The sequence below is a fragment of the Sinorhizobium sp. CB7 genome, assembly GCF_041357635.1.
Taxonomy (GTDB): domain Bacteria; phylum Pseudomonadota; class Alphaproteobacteria; order Rhizobiales; family Rhizobiaceae; genus Rhizobium.
Genome location: NZ_JAULLL010000001.1, coordinates 879484 through 899202, shown reverse-complemented (window position 1 = coordinate 899202; position 19719 = coordinate 879484). Strand labels below are relative to the sequence as shown.

Genomic DNA, 19719 nt, shown 5'->3' with positions numbered 1-19719 from the left:
CGTCGCTAATCTTGCTTCCCAACGCTGACATTCGACCAGCATCCCAAGAGGCGACTACTGTCGCATCTCTAACTGGCTTATGTGTCGCATCTCTAAAATGCTGCTACATACAAAGATCGCATAACCTGAATTATGGAACTAACATGCGGTTTCGCAAGTGTTGCTTTTTGCCTCCGAAGATCATGTGGTTGAAGAACGACTACACCAAGGCCCCTCAGCTCGACGCCGCAGGGAACCCCCTAGTCGACAAGGTGACGGGCGATCCGATCTGCGCAGGGTTCATGAACGGTTCCTTGGGTGTCCTCACCAAGGCTCATCCCAAAGGTGCCTGGGTGCGGTTCGACGACGGCGCTGAAGACGCGATCACCACGGCCGCTCTTGAGAAGCTCACCCATGGCTGGGCGATCAGCGTCCACAAGGCGCAAGGGTCGGCATTCAAACGGGTCATCATCCCCGTCGTCCGGTCGAAGCTGCTGGACCAAACCATGCTCTACACCGCGATAACTCGCGGCATAGAGACCGTCGTTCTCGTCGGCGACATCGATCTCATCAACGAGGCGGTCTCCGCGTCTCCTAACTCCTTGGATCGCGAGCACAAACTGAGCTTCGGCGGCATTTGATTGACGTGGCAAGGATCATCGACCAGGCTGGTAGTCGCTGATTCAGCTATTCGCTTAGATGGTGCATCGACCGTGTACATGTTGAAGCCCGGCATAAAGAAAGACCCCGTGCGTCGCTGGGCTCTGCCTGACCGCATCTTCTTCGGAAATGGCGCGTGTGCCATTCTCGCCGGAGTGTTTTTGAAGGAAGCGCCCCTTCCCGGATTTTATGCCGAGCGCATCATCCCCGGCGAAGGCTTTGCCGGAAACCATATCTTCGTGACCGACGGCGCAATTGCTTTCGACCACCACGGCTACTCGCTGCGAAACCGACTGCTGACCTACCACACGAATGGTTGGGCGAACCGATCTCCGGAAGGTTGGAATTGCTGCCTCGAACGTGTCAGCTTCGATCTTCTCGATAGACGCGATCTCAATGATAACAAGATGCTTGGGCCAGATCAGTATCTTCACGATCCGATAGCTCGCGCCGAGACCTACCTTAACCGCGTGAACCATATTGAAGCGAGTGCACGAGCACGCGCCAAGCGGCTCGCTCACGTCGCTGTCTGATTTATCAATTGGCGGATTATCGAGTTTAGCGCCTCTGGTCGTTCCATCGGCACGTAGTGCCCGCATTCGGGGATGACATGCAGGCAACACCGGTTAGCTCTTGGGCAGCATCGCATCATTCTCCGTCCTGGCGGGCATTGCTGACCGGCGTGCGCCCGGACTTGGCGCCGAGCTCGACACTCGCCAGCGTCCATTGCTGCGTCTTCAACGAACTCCTGATACGCCATCTCAGGATCTCGTCGATGAGCTCCTGCTTGGTCGCCTGGTGGGCTGGGTCATCCCAGAGATTCCTGATTTCGCTCCGGTCGGTCTCCAAATCGAACAACTGCCCCTCATCGCTGTCGACGAAATGGACAAGCTTATACCGCTGGCTGCGGATCATCGTCATGAACTCGGTGCCATTGAAAATGCGGTCGCCGGCATGCTCGGAGAACACGAATTTTCGGGGCTCACATTCCTCGCCGTTCAGGTACGGCAGAAGCGACTGCGCCTCCATCCAGGCCGGTACGGGAAGCCCGGCGAGCTCGAGAATGGTCGGCGCAAAGTCGACCAGCGATACTAGGTCGTCGACGACCCTTCCCTCGGCCACACGGCCTGGTGCCCAGACGATCGCCGGGACACGGACACTATGTTCGTACATCGACCACTTCTGGCTATGGCCGTGATCGTTGAGGCTGTCGCCGTGATCGGAGGTGAAGATGATGATGGTATCGTCAAGAACGCCCCGCCGCTCCACCGCTTCGATCAGCTTGGCGATCTGGGCGTCGATCATCGAAACATTCGCAAAATAATGTTGCCGCTGGCGGCGCAACTGCTCCTTCGTCGGGTTCGGCAGGTGAACGACGGCGTCATGATCGACAGAAAGATGCTGTTCTCGCAGTTTCCGCAAAGCCATCGGCTGCGTGGCGATATCCTCATCGCTGAGGATCGCTTCGGGCAGTTCGACGTCGGCATATTTGTCTAGATATTCCTGTGTCGGATCGTAGGGCGGATGCGGCCCCGGAATGCCGATCTGCAGGAAGAACGGCTCGTTTCCGGTATAGGAATCCAGCCACATCTGGGCGAACTCAGGAACGAAATTGTCGGAATGCAGATCGTCCGGAAGCTCCCACACGAAAGCCCCAAGCGAGGAGCGATAATCCTCGCGACGGCGGTAGGTCACGCGGCTCGGCTTTTCGAACCCGCGGGTCCAGATCGCTTTGTCCCAATGGTCCAGGAAGAACGGCAGGCGGGCCGTCGCGCGATCCTTGTTCTCGACGACGTGACGCTCGTGAAACCCGAAGGAATCCTCGAATGGCGACGTATGCATCTTGCCGATATTGACACAACGATAGCCGGACGCCGCCAGTTGCTGGACCCAACTGAAGGGCCAGGGCTCGTCATTGCGGAAAACTCCGTTGGTGTGCGGATAGACGCCGGTAAAGAGGCTGGCGCGGGAAGGCGCGCAGGACGGCGATGTCACATAGGTCTGCCGGAAATACGTGCCCTCTGCGACCATCCTGTCGAGGGTCGGCGTTTTCATGTAGGGGAACCCTCCGGCCGCAATCGTATCGAAACGCTGCTGGTCCGTAATGATGAAGATGATGTTCGGACGCTTCTTAGACTTGGCCATCAATTCCTCCACCTGATGTCTCGTTTCTGCTTGCCCGCGTCGCCATTGCGACTGTCGTGCGAGCTATTGTTCGTGATTAGAGCGGGATGCGGGCAAAAAACCGCAGACACTTTTCCGCATCCCGCTCTATCCCGATTCCCGGACAATGAGCTCAAAGCCGAGGTCGATCGAAGTCGCACTTCCGATGCCATTGAAGCGGTTCAGCAGCAGTTCGCCTGCCCGTCGCCCGATCTCACGATCTGGGGGGCGAACCGAACTCAATGACGGCGATGCTGTCGCCACAAAATCGAAGTCGCCGTAACCGCAGAACCTGACGTCGCGAGGAACGCGGATGCCGCGTCGGCCGGCCTCGAACAGCGCTCCCAGGCACAAGACATCGCTGGAGAAGAAAATCGCTTCCGGGCGCTCTTTCCGGCTCATCAGGTCGGCGAAGGCAGCAGCGCCGTTGCGTGACGAGGCCCGCTCAGGCAATGCAAATTCTTCGATATGCGCGCCTTCTGCAAGGACGACATCCCTGAAGCCCGCGCCGCGGTCCGCCGCCCGATAGTCGCCGGGAAGCGCCACGACCACCAGCCCGAAGCGACGGATGCCAAGACTGGCGAAATGCCGCGCCACGCGCCAGCCGACATCGCGATGTGAAAAACCGATATTGCTATCGATCGATCCTTCCAGGTATTCGCCGACCTCGACAACGGGAAGGCCGTCTTCCACCAGTACCCGCAACGTACCGCGCGAATGATGGCGCCCGGTGAGAACGATGCCGGCAGGCGCCCAGGAGAGCAGCGACTTGATCAATTCCTCCTCCCGCTCGATCGAATAGTCGCTGGAGGCGATCATCACCTGATAACCACGGCTGTTCAGGACCTTGGTCATCTCCTCCAGCATAAGCGCGAAGACCGAATTGTTGATTGTGGGGACGACGACGGCAACTGTCCTGCTTCGGGCAGCCGCCAGACTGCCGGCCATCACATTCGGCACGTAGGCAAGTGAGCGTGCCGCCTCCGCGATCCGCGTCCTGATCGTCTGCGATACCGCGTCCGGCTCGTTGTAGGAGCGGGAGACCGTCGTGACCGAAACGCCCGCGAGGCGCGCCACATCTGCCATTTTCGGACGACGGGACAAAGGTTTCTTCACTGAAATCTCGGGTGATTATGGTAACGCTTTCTTGTTCGCTTTTATTGCGCATTAAATTGTTTTGTCAAAGTAATTTATGCCCTTGACGCACTTTTTGAAAACGCTACCAATCGTTCGGACCAAATTGATGGCGGGGCTGGAATCGAAGGTATATGGTCATCGAGACCAGCGCTCTGCAGCCGCCTTTCACTGCATATGGAAGAGACAGATGGCGACCGTTTTGATTACCGGCTGCGACCGTGGCCTCGGCGAAGAATTCGCGCTGCAGTATGCAGCCAGGGGAGACCGCGTCATTGCGACCTGCCTCGACCCTGAAAAGCTGTCTGCCGGTCAGGCTTTTGGTTCGAATGTCGATCTGGTCCAGCTCGACGTGACGAATGAAGGCGCCGTCATGAAGCTCGCCAATGATCTGGAAAACGTGGCAATCGACATCCTGATCAACAATGCGGGCATCCCCGGACCGCATCCGGTACTGGAGGAGACGGACCTTACCCTCTGGCGGAAAATGCTCGAGGTAAACCTTATCGCGCCGTTCGTGATGTCGAAGGCATTCATCGAGCATGTGGCAAGGAGCGAGCAGAGGGTCATCGCTTTCATTTCAAGCCGCATGGGGTCTATAAGCCTCAACAACTCAGGTCGGTCCTACGCCTACCGCTCCAGCAAGGCCGGGCTCAACATGATTATGAAGAGTCTCGCGATCGATCTGGCGCCGCGTCAGATCTGCATCCTGGGCATTCATCCCGGAAAGGTTGCTAGCTTCGGCGCAAACGGCCTTTCCGCCGCTGCAAGCGTCGAGTACATGCGCAAGGTCATCGATGAAGCGGGGCCTCATCAGACAGGAACGCTCTACAACTACAATGGTCAGATACTTCCGTGGTGACTTGCGCCTCGACGCAAACAACCGGCCGGCTGCTGGACTTCGCTGCGCCCGCCACTCTTCCGCAGCCGGGCCGGAGGCAGTCAGGTCAATGGTGCACTAGCCTTAAGTCCCTCAGACGGATCCGACCGCCGTCGTTGGGGCGGCCGCGATCAGAAGAGCACGCCCGGATTCATCCTGTTTTCCGGATCCATCACCTTCTTGACTGCGCTTAACAAGTGCGCTTGCGCAGGCTGCAATCCGGCGCGGAAGGCGGCCAGTTTCTCGCGACCGATGCCGTGTTCGGCACTGATACTGCCGTTGTACCTGGCAAGCACCTCATCGATGATCAATTTCGCCCGGCCAATGGCTATCTTACGCTCCGCCTCCGGAGTGTCGCGGGGTGGCAGCACATTGAGGTGAACATTGCCATCTCCGACATGGCCATAGGCAATCGCCAGGCAGTCGGGCATGAGGGCGATCAGTTGTACTTCCGCCTCGCGTACAAAGGCTGCGAGGTCCGAAAGCGAGACGGACACATCGGTCCGCAGATGCCGGCCGCGTTTGGCCTGCCCCTCGACCATGGCTTCCCGGAAGTGCCAGAGCGTTCTTGTCTGCGTTTCGGAAGAGGCGATGACACCGTCCACGATAAGCTCGCGTTCAAGACCGAGTTCGACAAACCTCTGCATCAGCTCCGGAATATCGACCAGGCCGGAGCCGGAGATCTCCATCAGAACATAGGCCGGGTGCTCGGTTGAAAGCGGCACGACGAGATCCGGCATGGCTTCCTGCGCCAACGTGAAAGCTGTCGGCGGCATGAATTCAAAAGCCGACATCAGATCGCAACATTCTCGGCGTGCAAGCCGATAGAGTGCCACGGCATCTTCCAATGAGCCGACGGCAAGCAACGCTGTTTCGCGTTGCGTCGGCAGCGGTGTCAACTTGACAGTGACTGTCGTGACGATGCCGAGCGCTCCCTCGGAGCCGATGAAGAGCTGCTTCAGATCAATGCCGCGGTTATCCTTGCGCAAGGTGGAAAGTCCATTCAAGATCTGGCCGTCAGGCAGGACGACCTCGAGCCCAAGCACCAGGTCTCGCATCATGCCGTAGCGCAGCACATTGATGCCACCGGCATTGGTGCTGACATTGCCGCCGATCTGGCAACTGCCTTGGGCGCCAAGGGCAAGCGGCAGGAACAGTCCCTCGGCGGCAGCGCGCTCTTTGGCCACGGACAGGATGCAGCCAGCCTCCACCGTCATTGAAAAGTCGTCTGCCCGGACGCTGCGCACCTTGTTAAGACGCTCGAGGCTGATGACGACATTGTTGGCGGCGGATTGTGGCAATGCCCCCAGGACCAGCCCCGTATTGCCGCCTTGCGGTACGACCTTGAGACCGAGTTCACCGCAAACCCGCATCGCAGCCGCGACTTCGTCAGTCGAACGAGGTCGAATGATCGCAAGTGCCGATCCGGTTGCGTCGCCATGCCAGTCGTGAAGATATTTCTCCATCGCCTCGGGATCACTGAGGATCACCTCGACGCCAAGCGCCTCGATCAAGTGTGCGAGGTTCGAATTCGTCATTGCGGCGTCTACTCCAACATCGTCGTTCGTCTATTCATATCGTAAGATGGCTTAGTGGGCAGCAGCGGTTTACCCGCCCTACCCCAAATAGCTGGAGGTGGGACAGTCGGTCACCGGATTCTCCCTCGAAACCACTCGCTCGTAAGAAATGGAGAATCCAATTAGCACTTCATTCGACATTCTGAGGTCGAGCGGGACACGATACCGTCTCGCCATGTCAGTCATCGTGTTGCTTGTGTGGATGGCGATCACCAGCCTCGGCGGACTCGTGTCGGGAAGCTCGGATAAATCGATCATCGACGTGGTGAGCCAGGGGATCGTGTGGCCGATTGCGTTCGCGGCTGCATTCTTGCTTATCGTGCTTGCTGTTTTCCGATGGAACGATGTCGGGTTCAAGTCCGCCAATGCCCTCAAGTCGATACGCCTGATGTGGCTGCCGCTTGTCTATGTCAGCCTTTTCGTCGCCATGATCCTGGCAATGGGGCTGCCGCCAGCTTCCGCGGTCATATATATTCTGATCAACACGATCTTTGTGGGGATTTCTGAAGAACTCATGTTCAGGGGGATCCTGTTCTCCGGACTGCGCTCACGGCTGGCTCTTTGGCCCTCGATCTGGCTATGCTCGGCAGTGTTTGGTCTGATCCACGTTTTGAACGTGGTGCAAACTGGTCACGTCATTCTGGCGGTCTTGCAGGCTATTGCCGCCTTCATGACAGGGATGATGTTCATGGCCCTTCGGATTCGCACTGGATCGCTCTATCCGGTGATCTTGCTTCACACTACCTGGGACTGCCTGTCTCTCCTCGCCGTGGTGAAAGCGGGAGGAATGCAGTCTGGCGAAGCACTCCCGCCAGTCATATACATCGCTCCCCTGTTGGTGCTGCCAAACCTGCTTTACGCGCTCTATCTGCTACGGGCGAAAGCTCTCCAGAGCGCGTGAGATTGCAGTCTTTCTACCGCAGGCTATCGCGCCCGCCCGGTTGTTCTGCCAGATGGCGGCAAGCGCGAACGCTCGGGGCCATGACGGTCAACGTCGGCCCGCTTTCGTATTTTCATGGGGAGCCAACGACACGTCCGGCGAGGCGAAACGGACTTGCGACGGCAGCGCCGGCTGCATCGAAGACGAAGGCGCCAACGTCGCCGGCACCCGACCGCTTGCCACTTTCGAAGGCGGCAAGCTGTGCACCGAACTTCGCCAGAGAAGCGTATCGATCGTGCCCAAGTCCATCGGATCCGTGGAGCGAGGTGATGTCGATAACCCGAAGTCCCCCCTTCAAAGCGGCTTCCTTGATGATGGGATCATTGATATCGACACGGCCAACGCGCGGCCGCTCCCCTGCGATGAGACTTGAGGCCACGAGCGCCCGGTCGTCCTTCGAAACCAGAAGGGATATTGGGACGGGCATTCGACCGATATCTCCCAGCTGCGACCGGAATACATCGACGTCGATGTCGGGCGCCGCCAGCACCACCACCAGTTTGTCGATGACATCGTCGCGATGCTGGAGTTTAAGCTGGCGTACCGTTTCCATGACCAGGAAGCCGCCCATACTATGTCCGAAGAGGATGATGCGTTTCACCTGCCTCGGAGCTGAGAGCGATTTTACCAAGGAGCCGAGCTCGCTGCGCGAGTACAAGGCCGCATCGCGATCGGCAACATATCCGGCGACGGCTGCGGCTGAAAGCCAGGAGAAGAGCACCGGAGCACCCGGTATTTTCGCGTCTGCGGCTATTTGTGCCGTCCGAAACAGGGCCTCCTGATAGCTGTAGTTGTAACCATGCACGAAGATCCCGATTGTCCCGTCGGACTGTGCGGAGCGTACCGCCTCCTGCACAAACGCGTCCTTCGGAAGCTGTTTCCGTGTGGTGACCGCAAATTGTCGTTTGGGATTCAGCGTCGCTGTCGGGTATGTGATCGTGGTGTCCTTCCTGTCGGGAGGGACCGAAAACGCGTAGTGCTCGTAGGTCAGGTTCTCCGCCCATGCACTCCCGAACCCGCCCCGCGCGATATCCGGGGTTCTGTTCGTTGCAGCCAAAACGGTGACGCGGTCCGGGACAGCTTCGTTCAAGTGAACCGGGTTCAAGACATTCGGTGATGGTCTTGTGGCGCAACCTGCCAACGCCACAAAGCAGATCACGACCAGCATATGTCGCCCTCTGCGGGCTCCCGTGCCATGGTTATCCCGTCGGTTGAGCATCTTCATCTCTCGGAATCCGGAACCAGGTCACGTAGAGCGCAGGGAGGAAGAGGAGGGTCAGAGCCGTGCCGACAACGATCCCGCCCATCATGGCGTAGGCCATCGGTCCCCAGAACACCTCCCTCGAGATCGGGATCAGAGCAAGCGTCGCTGCCGCGGCGGTCAGCATGATCGGACGCATGCGATGCTCCGTCGCTTCGATCACAGCCCGCCATGCCGGTACGCCCTCCTTTCGGAGGTTCTCGATCTGGACGACCAGGATGACAGAGTTCCGGATCAGGATGCCGATCAGTGCGAGCACGCCAAGAATCGCGACGAACCCCATCGGCGCGTTGCTGAGCAGCAGCGCGGCAACAACGCCGATCAGGGCTGTGGGCGCCACCGCGAAGACCAGGAACAGCCTGCTGAAGCTCTGCAATTGGATCATGAGGATGGTCGCCATCGTAAACAGCATAAGCGGTGCGACCGCAACGATCGGTCCCTGAGCGTCCGCGCTGGATTCAACGGAGCCGCCAATCTCCAGCTTATAGCCAACCGGAAGCGCCTTTTCGAACGCCTCCACCTGCGGTCGCAGTTGCTCGACGATCGTGGCTGGCTGGGTCGGTCCAACGACCGCGGCCTTGACGGTGACGGTCGGAATCCTGTCACGCCGCCAGATGGTCGGCTGTTCGAGTTCGTAACGGAAGTTGGCGACGGCCGACAGCGGCACGGACTTTCCGTTCGATCCCGGCAGTTGCAGGTTCTGCAAGGTCTCGATGGACCCGCGTTCGGAAGCCGCAGCCCGACCGATCACATCGATCAGGTAGATGTTATCCCGCACTTGCGTGGCAGAGGACCCTTCCACGATGCTGTTCAGGACCGTTGCAATATCCTCCGACGAAACACCAAGCTGACGCGCCTTGTCCTGGAGCACATCGACCTTGACCACTCTGGAGGGTTCGTTCCAGTCAAAGATCATGTTCGAGAGAAGCGGATGGCTGCCGACAATCGATGCGAACTGCTGGGAGAGGTCGCGGACCTTCTGGATGTCCGGCCCGCTGATGCGATATTGCACGGGCTTTCCGACCGGAGGCCCAATGTCCAGCAGCTTCACGAAGGCATCGGTTCCCGGAAACGTCTTGGTCAGATAGTCCTGCAGTTCGCCCCGCACCTTGTCGCGCACGTCCAGGCCCTTGGTGACAATGACTGTCTGGCCGAAAGTAACGTCCGGCGTCTGAACGTCGAAGGACAGGATGAAGCGGGGCGCACCTTGGCCCACATAGCTCGTCCAGTGATCGATATCCGTATTCTTCGCCAGTGCTTCCTGCTCGAACTTGGCAATTTGTCTGTTGGTCTCCGCAATCGAGCTGTTTTGCGGAAGATTCCAGTCGACGATGAGTTCGACACGATCCGACGCTGGGAAAAATTGCTGCTGGACAAGCCCGAGGCCGCCGACCGAGACGCCGAACAACGCAATGGTCAAGATGATCGTCGCCCAGCGCCATCGCATGGCGGTTCTCAGAAGCCAGGCGAAGGCGGAAGCGAAACGGCCCTTTTTCTCGTGATGGGACTTCATCGTTTTCGGCAGAATCGTCACGCCAAGAAGCGGCGTGAACAGAACCGCCACGATCCAGGACACCACGAGCGAGACGGCGATCACAACGAAAAGCGTGAAGGTGAATTCCCCTGCCGCGCTGTTGTTCAGACCTACTGGGATGAAGCCGGCAACGGTGACCAGCGTACCGGTCAACATGGGAAACGCGGTCGACGTGTAAACATGGGTGGCCGCTTTTCTGAGATCGTCGCCTGCCTCAAGTCGAGCCACCATCATTTCCACCGCGATCATCGCATCGTCGACAAGCAGACCGAGGGCGATGATGAGGGCGCCGAGCGAGATCCGCTGCAGCGAAATTCCGGCATATTCCATGTAGACGAAGGTGATGGCGAGCACGAGCGGAATGGAAATCGCCACCACCATGCCGGCCCGAAGTCCGAGGCTGATGAAGCTGATGACGAGAACGATGGCGATCGCCTCGAACAGCGCACGCGTAAATCCCGAAACCGCTTCATCGACGACCGCCGGCTGATCCGACACGCGGTGCACGTCCACGCCGACAGGCAGATCGGCAACGATCCGCTGCACCTGTGCGTCGAGCGCCTCACCGAATTGCAGCAGATTTGCCCCGGTCTTCATTCCAATGGCGAGACCGATTGCCGGCTGCCCGTTGAACCGGAACAGCGAAGAGGGCGGATCGACGTAGCCTCGCCTGATCGTGGCGATGTCTGTCAGCGGGAAGAAGCGATCGTTGACGCGCAGGTTGATTGACTTCAGGCTCTCCTCGGACGTGAATTGTCCTCCGACACGCAGAGCGATGCGTTCCGGCCCCGCATTGACGAAGCCGGACTGCGTCACGGCATTCTGGGCCTGAAGCGTCTCGATGACCGACTGACGATCGATCCCGAGTGCTGCGATCTGGCGTGTCGAGAATTCGAGATAGATGGCTTCGTCCTGCGCACCGATGATGTCCACCTTCCCGACATTCTCGACCGTCAGCACCTTGGCGCGGGCGTCCTCGACCAGATCGCGAAGCTGTCTTTGCGTGAGACCATCACTGGTGAAGGCGTAGATATTGCCGAAGACATCGCCGAAGCGGTCATTAAAGAACGGTCCGACGACTCCGCTTTGAAAATCGCCCTTGATATCACCAATCATATTGCGGACGCGGACCCACGTGGGCTCGACATCCTTGGCCTTCGTCGTTGGGAGCAATTCCACGAATATGGTCGCCTGGCCCGCCACGGTCTGGCTCCGGACGTAGTCGAGATTATCGAGCTCTTCGAGCTTCTTCTCAATCCTGTCGGTGACCTGGTGAGCGACTTCTTCTGCCGAAGCGCCGGGCCACTGGGCATTGATCACCATCGTCTTGATGGTGAAGTTCGGGTCTTCCTCACGCCCTAGGTTGAGGTAGGAGAACGTTCCGGCAAGAACGAAGACGAGCATGAAGTACCAGACGAGCGAGCGGTGCTCCAGCGCCCAGTCGGAGAGGTTGAACTTCTTCACGGGCGGACCTCCTGGTCAATCCTGATGGCCTGTCCATCTTTCAAGTTGTGAACACCGGCTGTGACGATGCGCTCTCCCGGAGCAATGCCTTCCGTCACCCGGACCGTGCCGCCGTCGACGATCTCTCCCTCTATCTTCACAGGCCTAAGCGTGACCTTCTTCGCTGCCGCATCGACGAGCCATACGTCCGTGGATCCTTCCCTTTGCAGCACAGCGGAAGCCGGCAGAAGGATCCTGGGCTCGGCGGAGATTGTCGCGGTGGCTGTGATAACCGAACCAAGCCGAAACGCGGTCGGCGGATCGATGAGGCTGATCTTGGTCCTGCGGGTGCGCGTCGCCGTTTCGGCCGCCGGAGCGATCTCACGTACGATACCGCGTGTCCGGATCGTCGGATCCAGCTGGAGCGACACTTCGAAGGGTGCGCCGATCTTGAGGCGCTGCGCAGCCGCCTGGGGAACGTCGATGACCGCGTCACGCTCTTCGGGGCGCGCGATCGTCACGACTGTCTGACCCGCAGAGACGACTTGGCCAATCTCGGCGGAGGTTGCAGTGACGACACCGTCGAATTCCGCGTGGAGTTGCGCGTATCCCAGCTGCTCTTCTGCCTTGTCAAGATTTGCCTGAGCCTTGCCGACATTTGCGCTCGCCGTTTTTCGCGCTTGCTCCGCCTCCTCAAGGGCAGCCTCCGTGCCGGAGCGAGCCTCCGCAAGGTCACGTTGACGCTTCTCGGTCGAAACTGCGTTGTTCAACTGCGCCTGCGCATTCGAAAGATCGGATTGTGCACTTTTGACTGCGAGCTCGAGCGCGAGCGGATCGATTGACGCGACCACGTCGCCCTTTTTCACCAGGTCGCCTACGTCGACATTTCGAGCGATAACTCTTCCGAGAACCCGGAAACCAAGTTCGGTTTCGATCTTCGGCTCGACCGTGCCCGTCAGGCTAAGCAGGGCAGCAGGCGTCTGTCTGGCGACGACGGAAAGCACCGGACGAGGAGCTTCCTGGGCTGCTTCCCCCTGCTTCTGGCATGATGCGAGAGCCGTTGCGCCGAGCAGCAGGGCGGTCATTGCGATGCGTACACTCATTTCGCCGCTCCGCTATTGTAAGATACGACTTCACCTGATCTGAGAAACTTGGTTCCCTCCGAGACGACGATGTCTCCGGGCGACACGCCTGATTTGACAGTGAAGCTGCCGGTCTCGTATTCGCCGACCTCGATTGGACGCATGGAAATCGCTGAGGATCCGGGATTGACGACCCAGACGGCGGGCTGTCCGCTCTTCGACGCCATTGCCGACCAGGGCAACTGGATCACATCGTGCCGCTTCAGATGAAAATAGCCCGCGACCGGCGCGCCAAGCGGCATGGAGGTATCGCCATTCAGCCCGACCTTGACCCTGATCGTTCCCATGGAAGAATCGATCGTGGGAGAAATCTCCCGGATTCGGGCATTTAGCTTATGGGACGGATCTGAAAGCAGGCTGACATCAACGACGTCTTCGATCTCCCGCTCCAGGAACAGGGATTCGAAGACGTCGAACACAGCGTCTCTTGATCCATCATGGGCCAGCGAGAATATAGCCTGTGCCGCTTGTGCCACCTGCCCCACTTCGGCGCTGCGCGACGTGATTATCCCATCGGCATCCGCCCGAAGTTCTGTGTAGGAAAGTGCGTCTTGCGCGGTCTCCAACTGCGCCTGTGCCGATTTCGTGGCACCCCGGGCAGTCAGTAGCGCTTCCTGGGCCTGGTCAAATGCGGCACGCGTCGTCACCTGCGTCCGGAACAGATTCTGCTGGCGATCAAAGGCCAGCCGCGCCTGGGTCTCCTGTGCTTCCGCCGATTGCAGATTTGCAGTGGCGACATCAAGTTCGGCCTTCTGTTGCTCCGCATCGATGCGGGCGAGCAGCTGGCCAGCCTTGACCGGTGTTCCGACATCCACCAGCCGCTCAATAATCTTGCCGCTCACCCTGAAGGAAAGATCCGTCTGAACACGGGCGCGAATCTCGCCCGTAATTGTACTAGCTTTCTCGCGAGGTTGCTCCGAGGCAACCACCACTTCGACAATTCTCGGCCTGTTTTGAGCCCCGCCCTCTTCGTTGCTGCAGGATGATAGCGCAGCGACGCCGACGAGCATCGCTGTGACAAGGATGCTTTTCATGGATGACCTCTTGATATCCGCCAGGACGTCCATATAATTGACTGACTAATTAGTCAATAGAATGTGTTCGAGGTTCCGATGAATGGCGCATCTGGAATAAGAGAGGTGTCTGAAACAGCGAATGAGGCGAGCCTGGCAGCAGTTGCGCCGTCTCAGCTCTTCGGGTTAACCATCGAGGAATTCACAGAAATACGACGGGGTCTGAGTTATGGCTGAAACAAGAAAACTGACACGCGCAGAGCAAAAGGTACAGCGCCCGCTTCAGATCCTCGACGCAGCTTTCGAGGAATTTACGAAAAAGGGATTTGCGGCGACGCGCGTCGAAGACATCGCTGATAGAGTTGGGGTAACCAAGGGTACGGTCTATGTGTATTTCGAGACCAAGGAAAAGCTCTTTGAGTCCATGATCGAGTATATATCGGCGCCCTTCCAGGAAACCCTCAGAAACTACCCCGGCGGCTCGGGAGATCCAGCAAAGGAGCTTGAGACGTTTCTCGGATTTCTATTCGACCATCTCGTCGACGACAGGAAAATGCGGGAGCTTTTCAGGTTTGTCGTTGCTGAAGGTCCCAAGTTCCCGGAACTGATGGATCGTCATCATGAGGATTTCATGGAACCCGTGTTTTCGAGAATAGATGACATACTTGATAACGGCGTGACCCAGAAAAAATTCCGGGCCAAACCGGCTGAGCTTGCTAAAATTGTTATGTCGCCCATTGCCGGAATGCTGGTTTTCCGGCTCATTTTCGAAGACCGGCGCACGGTGGACAAGAACGCGGTACTCAGCACGCATCTGCAACTGATATTGCGCGGCCTATTGGTTTAAAGTTCTTGCGACAGATAGACCCGGACACTATCGCATCGCCCTGACCGCCCATATCGCGGACAGCCAAACGGCGGAGGACCGCGTCCGTCATGTTTCGGGCGAACGCCTTTAAGAGGAGCCGTTTGCTTGAATGCGTGTCCGTATAATCACCCGTTTTGAGCAGATGGCTTGCTGTCATTGCTGGCCAAAGGCAACGTTACCGTCTGCTTGAGGCCTCTCGGTTTCCGGTTCGCCACTGCAATGGTTCCGCCGAACCGCTCGATGATCTCCTTGGCGATGGCGAGACCAAGGCCTGCGCCAGGCAGCGACTTGCGGCGTCCGATGTCAACCCGGAAGAAGGGTTCGAACACCTGGCCTATGAGGTCTTCGGGAATACCAGGCCCTTCGTCGGAGATGGTGACGACGGCGTCATCGCCTTCACGGGCAAGGTCGACCTTTGCTCCCTTTCCATGCGTAGCCGCGTTGATGATGAGGTTGCGCAGCGCCCGCTTGAGGGCAATGGGGCCTGCGGCAACGGGGAGCGCCATCATCGGCGGCGGCGTCACCTTGTATCCGAGTTGTCCGAGCTCGTCGACGACGTCTTGGACCAAGTGGCCAAGGCGGATGGGCTCGAACCCGTCCTGGCTCGCTTCCTCACGAACGAGACGAATGGCGCTGTCAGCGATCAAGTCCAACTCCTCGAGGTCTGCGAACCATTTGCGGCGCTCCTCCTCGTCGGGGATGAACTCCGCCCGAAGCCGCATGCGGGTCATCGGTGTGCGGAGGTCATGGCCGGCGGCCGCGATCAGCCGCATGCGGCTCTCCATCGCGGATCTCAGGCGTTCGGACAGCTGATTGAGCGCGCGCGCCGTGGCGCGCACCTCGCCAGGGCCGTCTTCGGGAATGGTCGGCAGTACGCCATCGGCTCCGATGCGAGTGGCAGCACTTTCCAGCAGCAGCAGAGGCCTTGTTATCTTCGAGGCGGCGAAGATAGAGACAGCCGTGCTGCCAATGACGATCAGCACGACCCATGCCGCTAGCACCATCCATCCACCCGGTGGGGGACGAAGACTTGGTATCTCGGTGACAAGCCAGGTGCCATCGCCGAGATCGACCGATGCCGTCAGAATCGGGGCGTTTGCGCCTTCGGTTACAATGGCGGATCTTGGTTCTCCAGTCATCTGCAATGACTTCATGAGAAAGCGCGACAGACCTTCCTGCTCGACACCGGCCGCCGGAGTGGACTGCAATCGTATGCCGACTGCAAGCGCATCGGCGCGGTTTCGTTCGGCCAACGAGATCAGAACATGCAACTGACGCGTAATGGGATCCATCGTGGCTTCAGGCAGCGGGCGCTGCAAGGCCTGGCTCGCCGCGAAGGTTGCGAGACCGACGACGGAGACGATCGCGATGATCAACAAAGCGGTTATGCGGTTGCGCAGAGAGTTCATCGCGTTGCCGTAGATGCTTTGACCGATACGGTCATCTGATATCCACCATTGCGAACCGTCTTGAAGATCGGGCCGGTACCATTCTCGCCGAGTTTGCGCCTCAGTCTGCTCATCAAAACGTCCACGGAGCGGTCCATTGGATCGCGGTTTCGCCCCTGCGTGAGGTCGAGAAGCTGGTCGCGCGACAGGAGCCGGCCCGGGCGCTCCAGGAAAACCTTGAGAAGGTCGAACTCGGCTCCAGTAAGATCAACATCCCCTCCGGTCAGATGGGTTACCCGACGCAGCTCAGGATCGACCTCGAATTCCCCGAAGTTGTAAATCCTTGATTCCGGCTCGGGCGGCGCATGATGGCTTGACCTACGAAACACCGCCTTGATCCGGGCGACCAGCTCACGAGGGTTGAAGGGCTTGCCCAGGTAGTCGTCGGCACCGATCTCCAGTCCGATGATGCGGTCCACGTCTTCCTTCAGTGCGGTCAACAGGATGACCGGGATGCGAGGCCGGCGGTCCTGCAAAGTGCGGCAGATATCGAGGCCGGAACCGTCGGGAAGCATCACGTCAAGAACAATCAGATCGGGATTGCTACCGGCGATGCGGCTCTCACATTCATGTCGGTTCGAAGCCGTCGAGACGCGAAACCCCTGCTCACCCAGGTAACGCGCGAGCAGCGAGCGGATCTCGGGATCGTCGTCTACAATCAAAATGTGAGTTGCGCTGGTCATGTTGTCCGAATGGTCCATCCTTTGTTCTGGCGGGAGTATAGTTCCTCGTCGAAATTAAAACGGAGAATTTTGCAACGAAACTTTGCCGCGCGCCCATCAGCAACATTCGTTTACAAAAATCTTGATTGGAGAAATGTCCGGACATATTCGGACCAAGCCGGGATACATCAACTTTCTAACTTCCTGATCGTGATAAACAACGTGAAAGGAAGGCCGCGTGAAACGTTCCCTCATGCACATCGGGCTTCTGGCGGCAACGGTGCTCGTCTCGGTAACAACCTCCTCCCTTGCCGAAACGCTGAATTCCGGCCCCTCGCGAAGCGAGCCGCCGATAACGGGCACCATCGCGGATCGTGAAGACGACGCCGGCCGTGTGTTGATAAGGATTACCCAGGGCGCACCCGAAGACAGGAGCGACGAGGAGCCGCAGGAAGGACCTTCGCCCGGCGACCGTGAAGGCCCAATGGGCATAGGTCATCCCGGGCCACTTGGCGCGGCGCACGGACCGCGTGATTTCGGTCTTGAACTGGCCGCCAAACTTGCAGTGGCAGAGACCTACGTCGGAGTCGCCACTGCACAACATGACGCTTGGCAGGCATATGCAACCGCATTGATCGACTTTCTGCAGCCTCCCTATCCCGACAGGCCCGATCGCGACGTTCCGCTGTTCGCCGAACGGCTTGCTGATGAGACAATCGCCCGAGCCGAGGCAGCGAAAAGGCTGAAGGCTGCGATCGAGGCGCTGCGTTCGGCCCTTACATCCGAACAATTCGGCAGACTGATCAAGGCGGAGCAAGCTTTCGATCCGCGTCCCGGTCCGCCCGGTTTCGGGCACCGCGGTGGTACCGCGCAGGATGGCATTGCGGGCTTCCACGAGAAGCTTCGCCCGCCGCCCCTATAACAACCGATCGTCCGTCGCTGCGCATCCCCAACCCAGCTCCAGGCGAACGGACGTTGCAGTCGCAAATGACTGCCTTCCGGGAGCGCATCGCCCCCGTTGCGCTCCCGGTTGAACCCAATCTTTCCATTAAGGGAATCCGCAATGATGACGTTCGGCGGCGACACTGGAATTGGCGGCACTGGAACAAGCACCTGATGAGGTCAGCAGCCGGCCCTGAAGCTGCGGATGCAGCGCTATCGGAGTTAGACCATGTTCGACATTCAAATTCTCTTCAATGCTACGACGATGATCTTCCGCTTCGTTAACGCCATGCCACCCCGCCTCATCCTTCGTCATCTGGGAACGGCGCGAAGAAGTGCGCGCCTTCATGGCACCCAACGCCCGGAAAGCAATACGGAGCATCCATGAAATCGGTCCTCATCGTCATGACGCTTCTCGGATGCGACTGCGATGGCATCCACTGCCAATACCTGCACACCGTTTCGTCGGGATGGACAAACGTGGAAGCTTGCCAAGCCGACATCGAGAAGCAGATCGCTGCCCAGAAAGCCTCCTATCCGCTCCTGGAAGCCAAGTGTGTGGCCAGGTCCGACGAGCAAGCCCCTGCCCTCGTGTCGCATGTCGATCGTCCAGCCGCGCCCGAAGCAAACGTTGCAATCGGCGACCAGACTGGAGCCGACAGCAGTGAAGACCGCAGACGGCAGGATGCGACCCGGATCCACGAGCCTGCTTTCACTCCCGCCGTCGTCCATACCGCCAGCTCTCAGAGGAATTTCATCGTCGGCTTCGTGCGCGATTCCAAGCTCGACGATCTGGTTCGCCTGGCCGCCCTCAAATTTCGGCCCGGCCGATGATGCTGATACATTTGGCAACAGGCCCGAGGCGCGTCACGGCTGGCATCATCATCGTCGGCATAGCCCTGGGCGGCTATTTTTACTCGCAGAAGCTTCTCGCGCAGCAGAGCACAACGCTGATGACCTCCCAGGTCTCACGCGGCGACGTCGAAGAGACCGTTCTTGCGACCGGCACGTTGAAGCCCGTCAGGCTGGTGGCGGTCGGCGCGCAGGCCTCTGGTCGCATCACCGCGGTAAAGGTAAGCCTCGGCCAGACAGTAAAGGCCGGCGACCTGATCGCCGAAATCGATTCCGTCACCCAGCAGAACGATCTGCGCACGGCCGAGGCCGCACTCGCCAATGTGAAGGCGCAGCTTGCCGAAAAGCAGGCAACGCTCGTGCTCAACCGGCAGAACCTCGCCCGCCAGAACGAGATGGTGGCAAAGCACGCCGTCTCGCAGGCGGACTACGACAGTGCCGCGGCCGATCTCAACGTGACACAGGCGCAGATCGCGGCACTCGAAGCCCAGATCAAGCAGGCGGAAGTGGCCGTCGAAACCGCAAAGGCCAATCTTGGCTATACGAAGATCACGGCTCCGATCGACGGCACCGTCTTGTCCATCGTCAGCCAGGAAGGACAGACGGTGAACGCTGCCCAGTCGGCGCCCACGATCGTCATTCTCGGCCAGCTCGATACCATGACGGTGCGCACGGAGATCTCGGAAGCCGACATCACCCGGGTCAAGCCCGGACTGCCGGTCTACTTCACCGTCCTTGGCGAACCTGATCATCGCTACAGTGCGACACTGCAATCGATCGAGCCCGCGCCCGAATCGATCAGGAGCGACAGCAGTTTCAGCTCGTCAACCTCGTCCTCATCGACCTCGTCAGCCAGCAGCAGCTCCTCGTCCGAGGCGATCTACTACAATGGCATCTTCGATGTTCCCAACGATGATGGCCGCCTCAGAACCTATATGACGGCCGAGGTCCACATCATCCTCGGACAGGCAAAGGACGTCCTGACCCTTCCCTCGGCCGCCCTCGGCGCGAAAGACGCCGATGGCCGCTATACGGTCCGTGTCGTCGGCAGCGATGGAAAGGTCGCGGAGCGCAAGGTCGAGATCGGCCTCAACAACAAGGTTACCGCGCAGGTGCGATCCGGCCTCGACGAAGGAGAGCGGGTGGTCACTGGCGAAGCCGCCGCGCAGACGATGACCAGTTCGGGCGGTCCCGGCGGCCCCCCGCCGATGGGTCTGTGAC

General features: G+C 59.1%; 18 protein-coding genes. 8 read left to right on the top strand and 10 right to left on the bottom strand.

Annotation, left to right across the window (positions count from 1 at the left end; all coding sequences use genetic code 11):
• Window positions 1-182: 182 nt before the first annotated feature.
• Together AAE029_RS04150 and AAE029_RS04145 are read left to right on the top strand one after the other, a co-directional pair.
• Window positions 183-620, top strand: a complete 438-nt coding sequence (locus AAE029_RS04150) for an ATP-binding domain-containing protein (RefSeq protein WP_371071511.1) — start codon at window positions 183-185, stop codon at window positions 618-620.
• A 108-nt stretch (window positions 621-728) separates the two neighbouring features.
• Window positions 729-1172: a hypothetical protein gene (locus tag AAE029_RS04145; RefSeq protein WP_371071510.1), complete on the top strand. Its 444-nt coding sequence runs from the start codon at window positions 729-731 to the stop codon at window positions 1170-1172.
• 115 nt (window positions 1173-1287) lie between these two features.
• On the opposite strand, the gene AAE029_RS04140 is transcribed toward AAE029_RS04145, so the two are convergent.
• Both AAE029_RS04140 and AAE029_RS04135 read right to left on the bottom strand, forming a co-directional pair.
• Window positions 1288-2784 (bottom strand): sulfatase, encoded by a 1497-nt coding sequence (locus AAE029_RS04140; RefSeq protein WP_371071509.1) that lies wholly within the window; start codon window positions 2782-2784, stop codon window positions 1288-1290.
• Window positions 2785-2910: 126 nt separating this feature from the next.
• On the bottom strand, window positions 2911-3918 hold the full coding sequence (locus tag AAE029_RS04135; protein WP_371071508.1) for a LacI family DNA-binding transcriptional regulator: 1008 nt from the start codon (window positions 3916-3918) through the stop codon (window positions 2911-2913).
• 208 nt (window positions 3919-4126) lie between these two features.
• Here AAE029_RS04135 and AAE029_RS04130 point away from each other — a divergent pair, with 208 nt between their 5' ends.
• The gene (locus AAE029_RS04130) at window positions 4127-4798 is read left to right on the top strand and encodes an SDR family oxidoreductase (RefSeq protein ID WP_371071507.1); all 672 of its coding nucleotides are present in this window, start codon (window positions 4127-4129) and stop codon (window positions 4796-4798) included.
• Between the two features lie 149 nt (window positions 4799-4947).
• Here the strand turns inward: AAE029_RS04130 and AAE029_RS04125 are convergent, their stop codons facing one another.
• On the bottom strand, window positions 4948-6354 hold the full coding sequence (locus AAE029_RS04125; RefSeq protein WP_371071506.1) for an FAD-binding oxidoreductase: 1407 nt from the start codon (window positions 6352-6354) through the stop codon (window positions 4948-4950).
• Window positions 6355-6568: 214 nt separating this feature from the next.
• Here AAE029_RS04125 and AAE029_RS04120 point away from each other — a divergent pair, with 214 nt between their 5' ends.
• Complete coding sequence (locus AAE029_RS04120) at window positions 6569-7294, top strand: lysostaphin resistance A-like protein (RefSeq protein WP_371071505.1); 726 nt, start codon at window positions 6569-6571, stop codon at window positions 7292-7294.
• 112 nt (window positions 7295-7406) lie between these two features.
• Here the strand turns inward: AAE029_RS04120 and AAE029_RS04115 are convergent, their stop codons facing one another.
• From AAE029_RS04115 to AAE029_RS04100, 4 genes are read right to left on the bottom strand one after another with little or no spacing between them, the layout of a single operon-like run.
• The gene (locus tag AAE029_RS04115; RefSeq protein WP_371071548.1) at window positions 7407-8501 is read right to left on the bottom strand and encodes an alpha/beta hydrolase; all 1095 of its coding nucleotides are present in this window, start codon (window positions 8499-8501) and stop codon (window positions 7407-7409) included.
• 31 nt (window positions 8502-8532) lie between these two features.
• Window positions 8533-11592, bottom strand: coding sequence for an efflux RND transporter permease subunit (locus AAE029_RS04110; RefSeq protein ID WP_371071504.1), 3060 nt, complete (start codon window positions 11590-11592; stop codon window positions 8533-8535).
• A complete protein-coding gene (locus AAE029_RS04105; RefSeq protein WP_371071503.1) occupies window positions 11589-12674 on the bottom strand; it encodes an efflux RND transporter periplasmic adaptor subunit in 1086 nt (361 codons plus the stop codon). The genes AAE029_RS04110 and AAE029_RS04105 overlap by 4 nt, the downstream gene beginning before the upstream one ends.
• On the bottom strand, window positions 12671-13747 hold the full coding sequence (locus AAE029_RS04100; protein ID WP_371071502.1) for an efflux RND transporter periplasmic adaptor subunit: 1077 nt from the start codon (window positions 13745-13747) through the stop codon (window positions 12671-12673). The genes AAE029_RS04105 and AAE029_RS04100 overlap by 4 nt, the downstream gene beginning before the upstream one ends.
• A 208-nt stretch (window positions 13748-13955) precedes the next feature.
• Here AAE029_RS04100 and AAE029_RS04095 point away from each other — a divergent pair, with 208 nt between their 5' ends.
• A complete protein-coding gene (locus AAE029_RS04095) occupies window positions 13956-14573 on the top strand; it encodes a TetR/AcrR family transcriptional regulator (protein WP_371071501.1) in 618 nt (205 codons plus the stop codon).
• A gap of 146 nt (window positions 14574-14719) precedes the next feature.
• Here AAE029_RS04095 and AAE029_RS04090 read toward each other — a convergent pair whose 3' ends face one another.
• Both AAE029_RS04090 and AAE029_RS04085 read right to left on the bottom strand, forming a co-directional pair.
• Window positions 14720-16003: an ATP-binding protein gene (locus AAE029_RS04090; protein WP_371071500.1), complete on the bottom strand. Its 1284-nt coding sequence runs from the start codon at window positions 16001-16003 to the stop codon at window positions 14720-14722.
• Entirely contained in the window at window positions 16000-16725 is a 726-nt protein-coding gene (locus AAE029_RS04085) for a response regulator (RefSeq protein WP_371071499.1), read from the bottom strand. The genes AAE029_RS04090 and AAE029_RS04085 overlap by 4 nt, the downstream gene beginning before the upstream one ends.
• Before the next feature lie 217 nt (window positions 16726-16942).
• On the opposite strand from AAE029_RS04085, the gene AAE029_RS04080 reads away from it, so the two are divergent.
• A complete protein-coding gene (locus AAE029_RS04080; RefSeq protein WP_371071498.1) occupies window positions 16943-17626 on the top strand; it encodes a hypothetical protein in 684 nt (227 codons plus the stop codon).
• Between the two features lie 126 nt (window positions 17627-17752).
• Here AAE029_RS04080 and AAE029_RS04075 read toward each other — a convergent pair whose 3' ends face one another.
• On the bottom strand, window positions 17753-17995 hold the full coding sequence (locus AAE029_RS04075) for a hypothetical protein (RefSeq protein WP_371071497.1): 243 nt from the start codon (window positions 17993-17995) through the stop codon (window positions 17753-17755).
• A 35-nt stretch (window positions 17996-18030) separates the two neighbouring features.
• On the opposite strand from AAE029_RS04075, the gene AAE029_RS04070 reads away from it, so the two are divergent.
• Both AAE029_RS04070 and AAE029_RS04065 read left to right on the top strand, forming a co-directional pair.
• Window positions 18031-18480, top strand: coding sequence for a hypothetical protein (locus AAE029_RS04070; protein WP_371071496.1), 450 nt, complete (start codon window positions 18031-18033; stop codon window positions 18478-18480).
• The gene (locus AAE029_RS04065; RefSeq protein ID WP_371071547.1) at window positions 18480-19718 is read left to right on the top strand and encodes an efflux RND transporter periplasmic adaptor subunit; all 1239 of its coding nucleotides are present in this window, start codon (window positions 18480-18482) and stop codon (window positions 19716-19718) included. The genes AAE029_RS04070 and AAE029_RS04065 overlap by 1 nt, the downstream gene beginning before the upstream one ends.
• The last annotated feature ends 1 nt before the right edge of the window (window position 19719 follow it).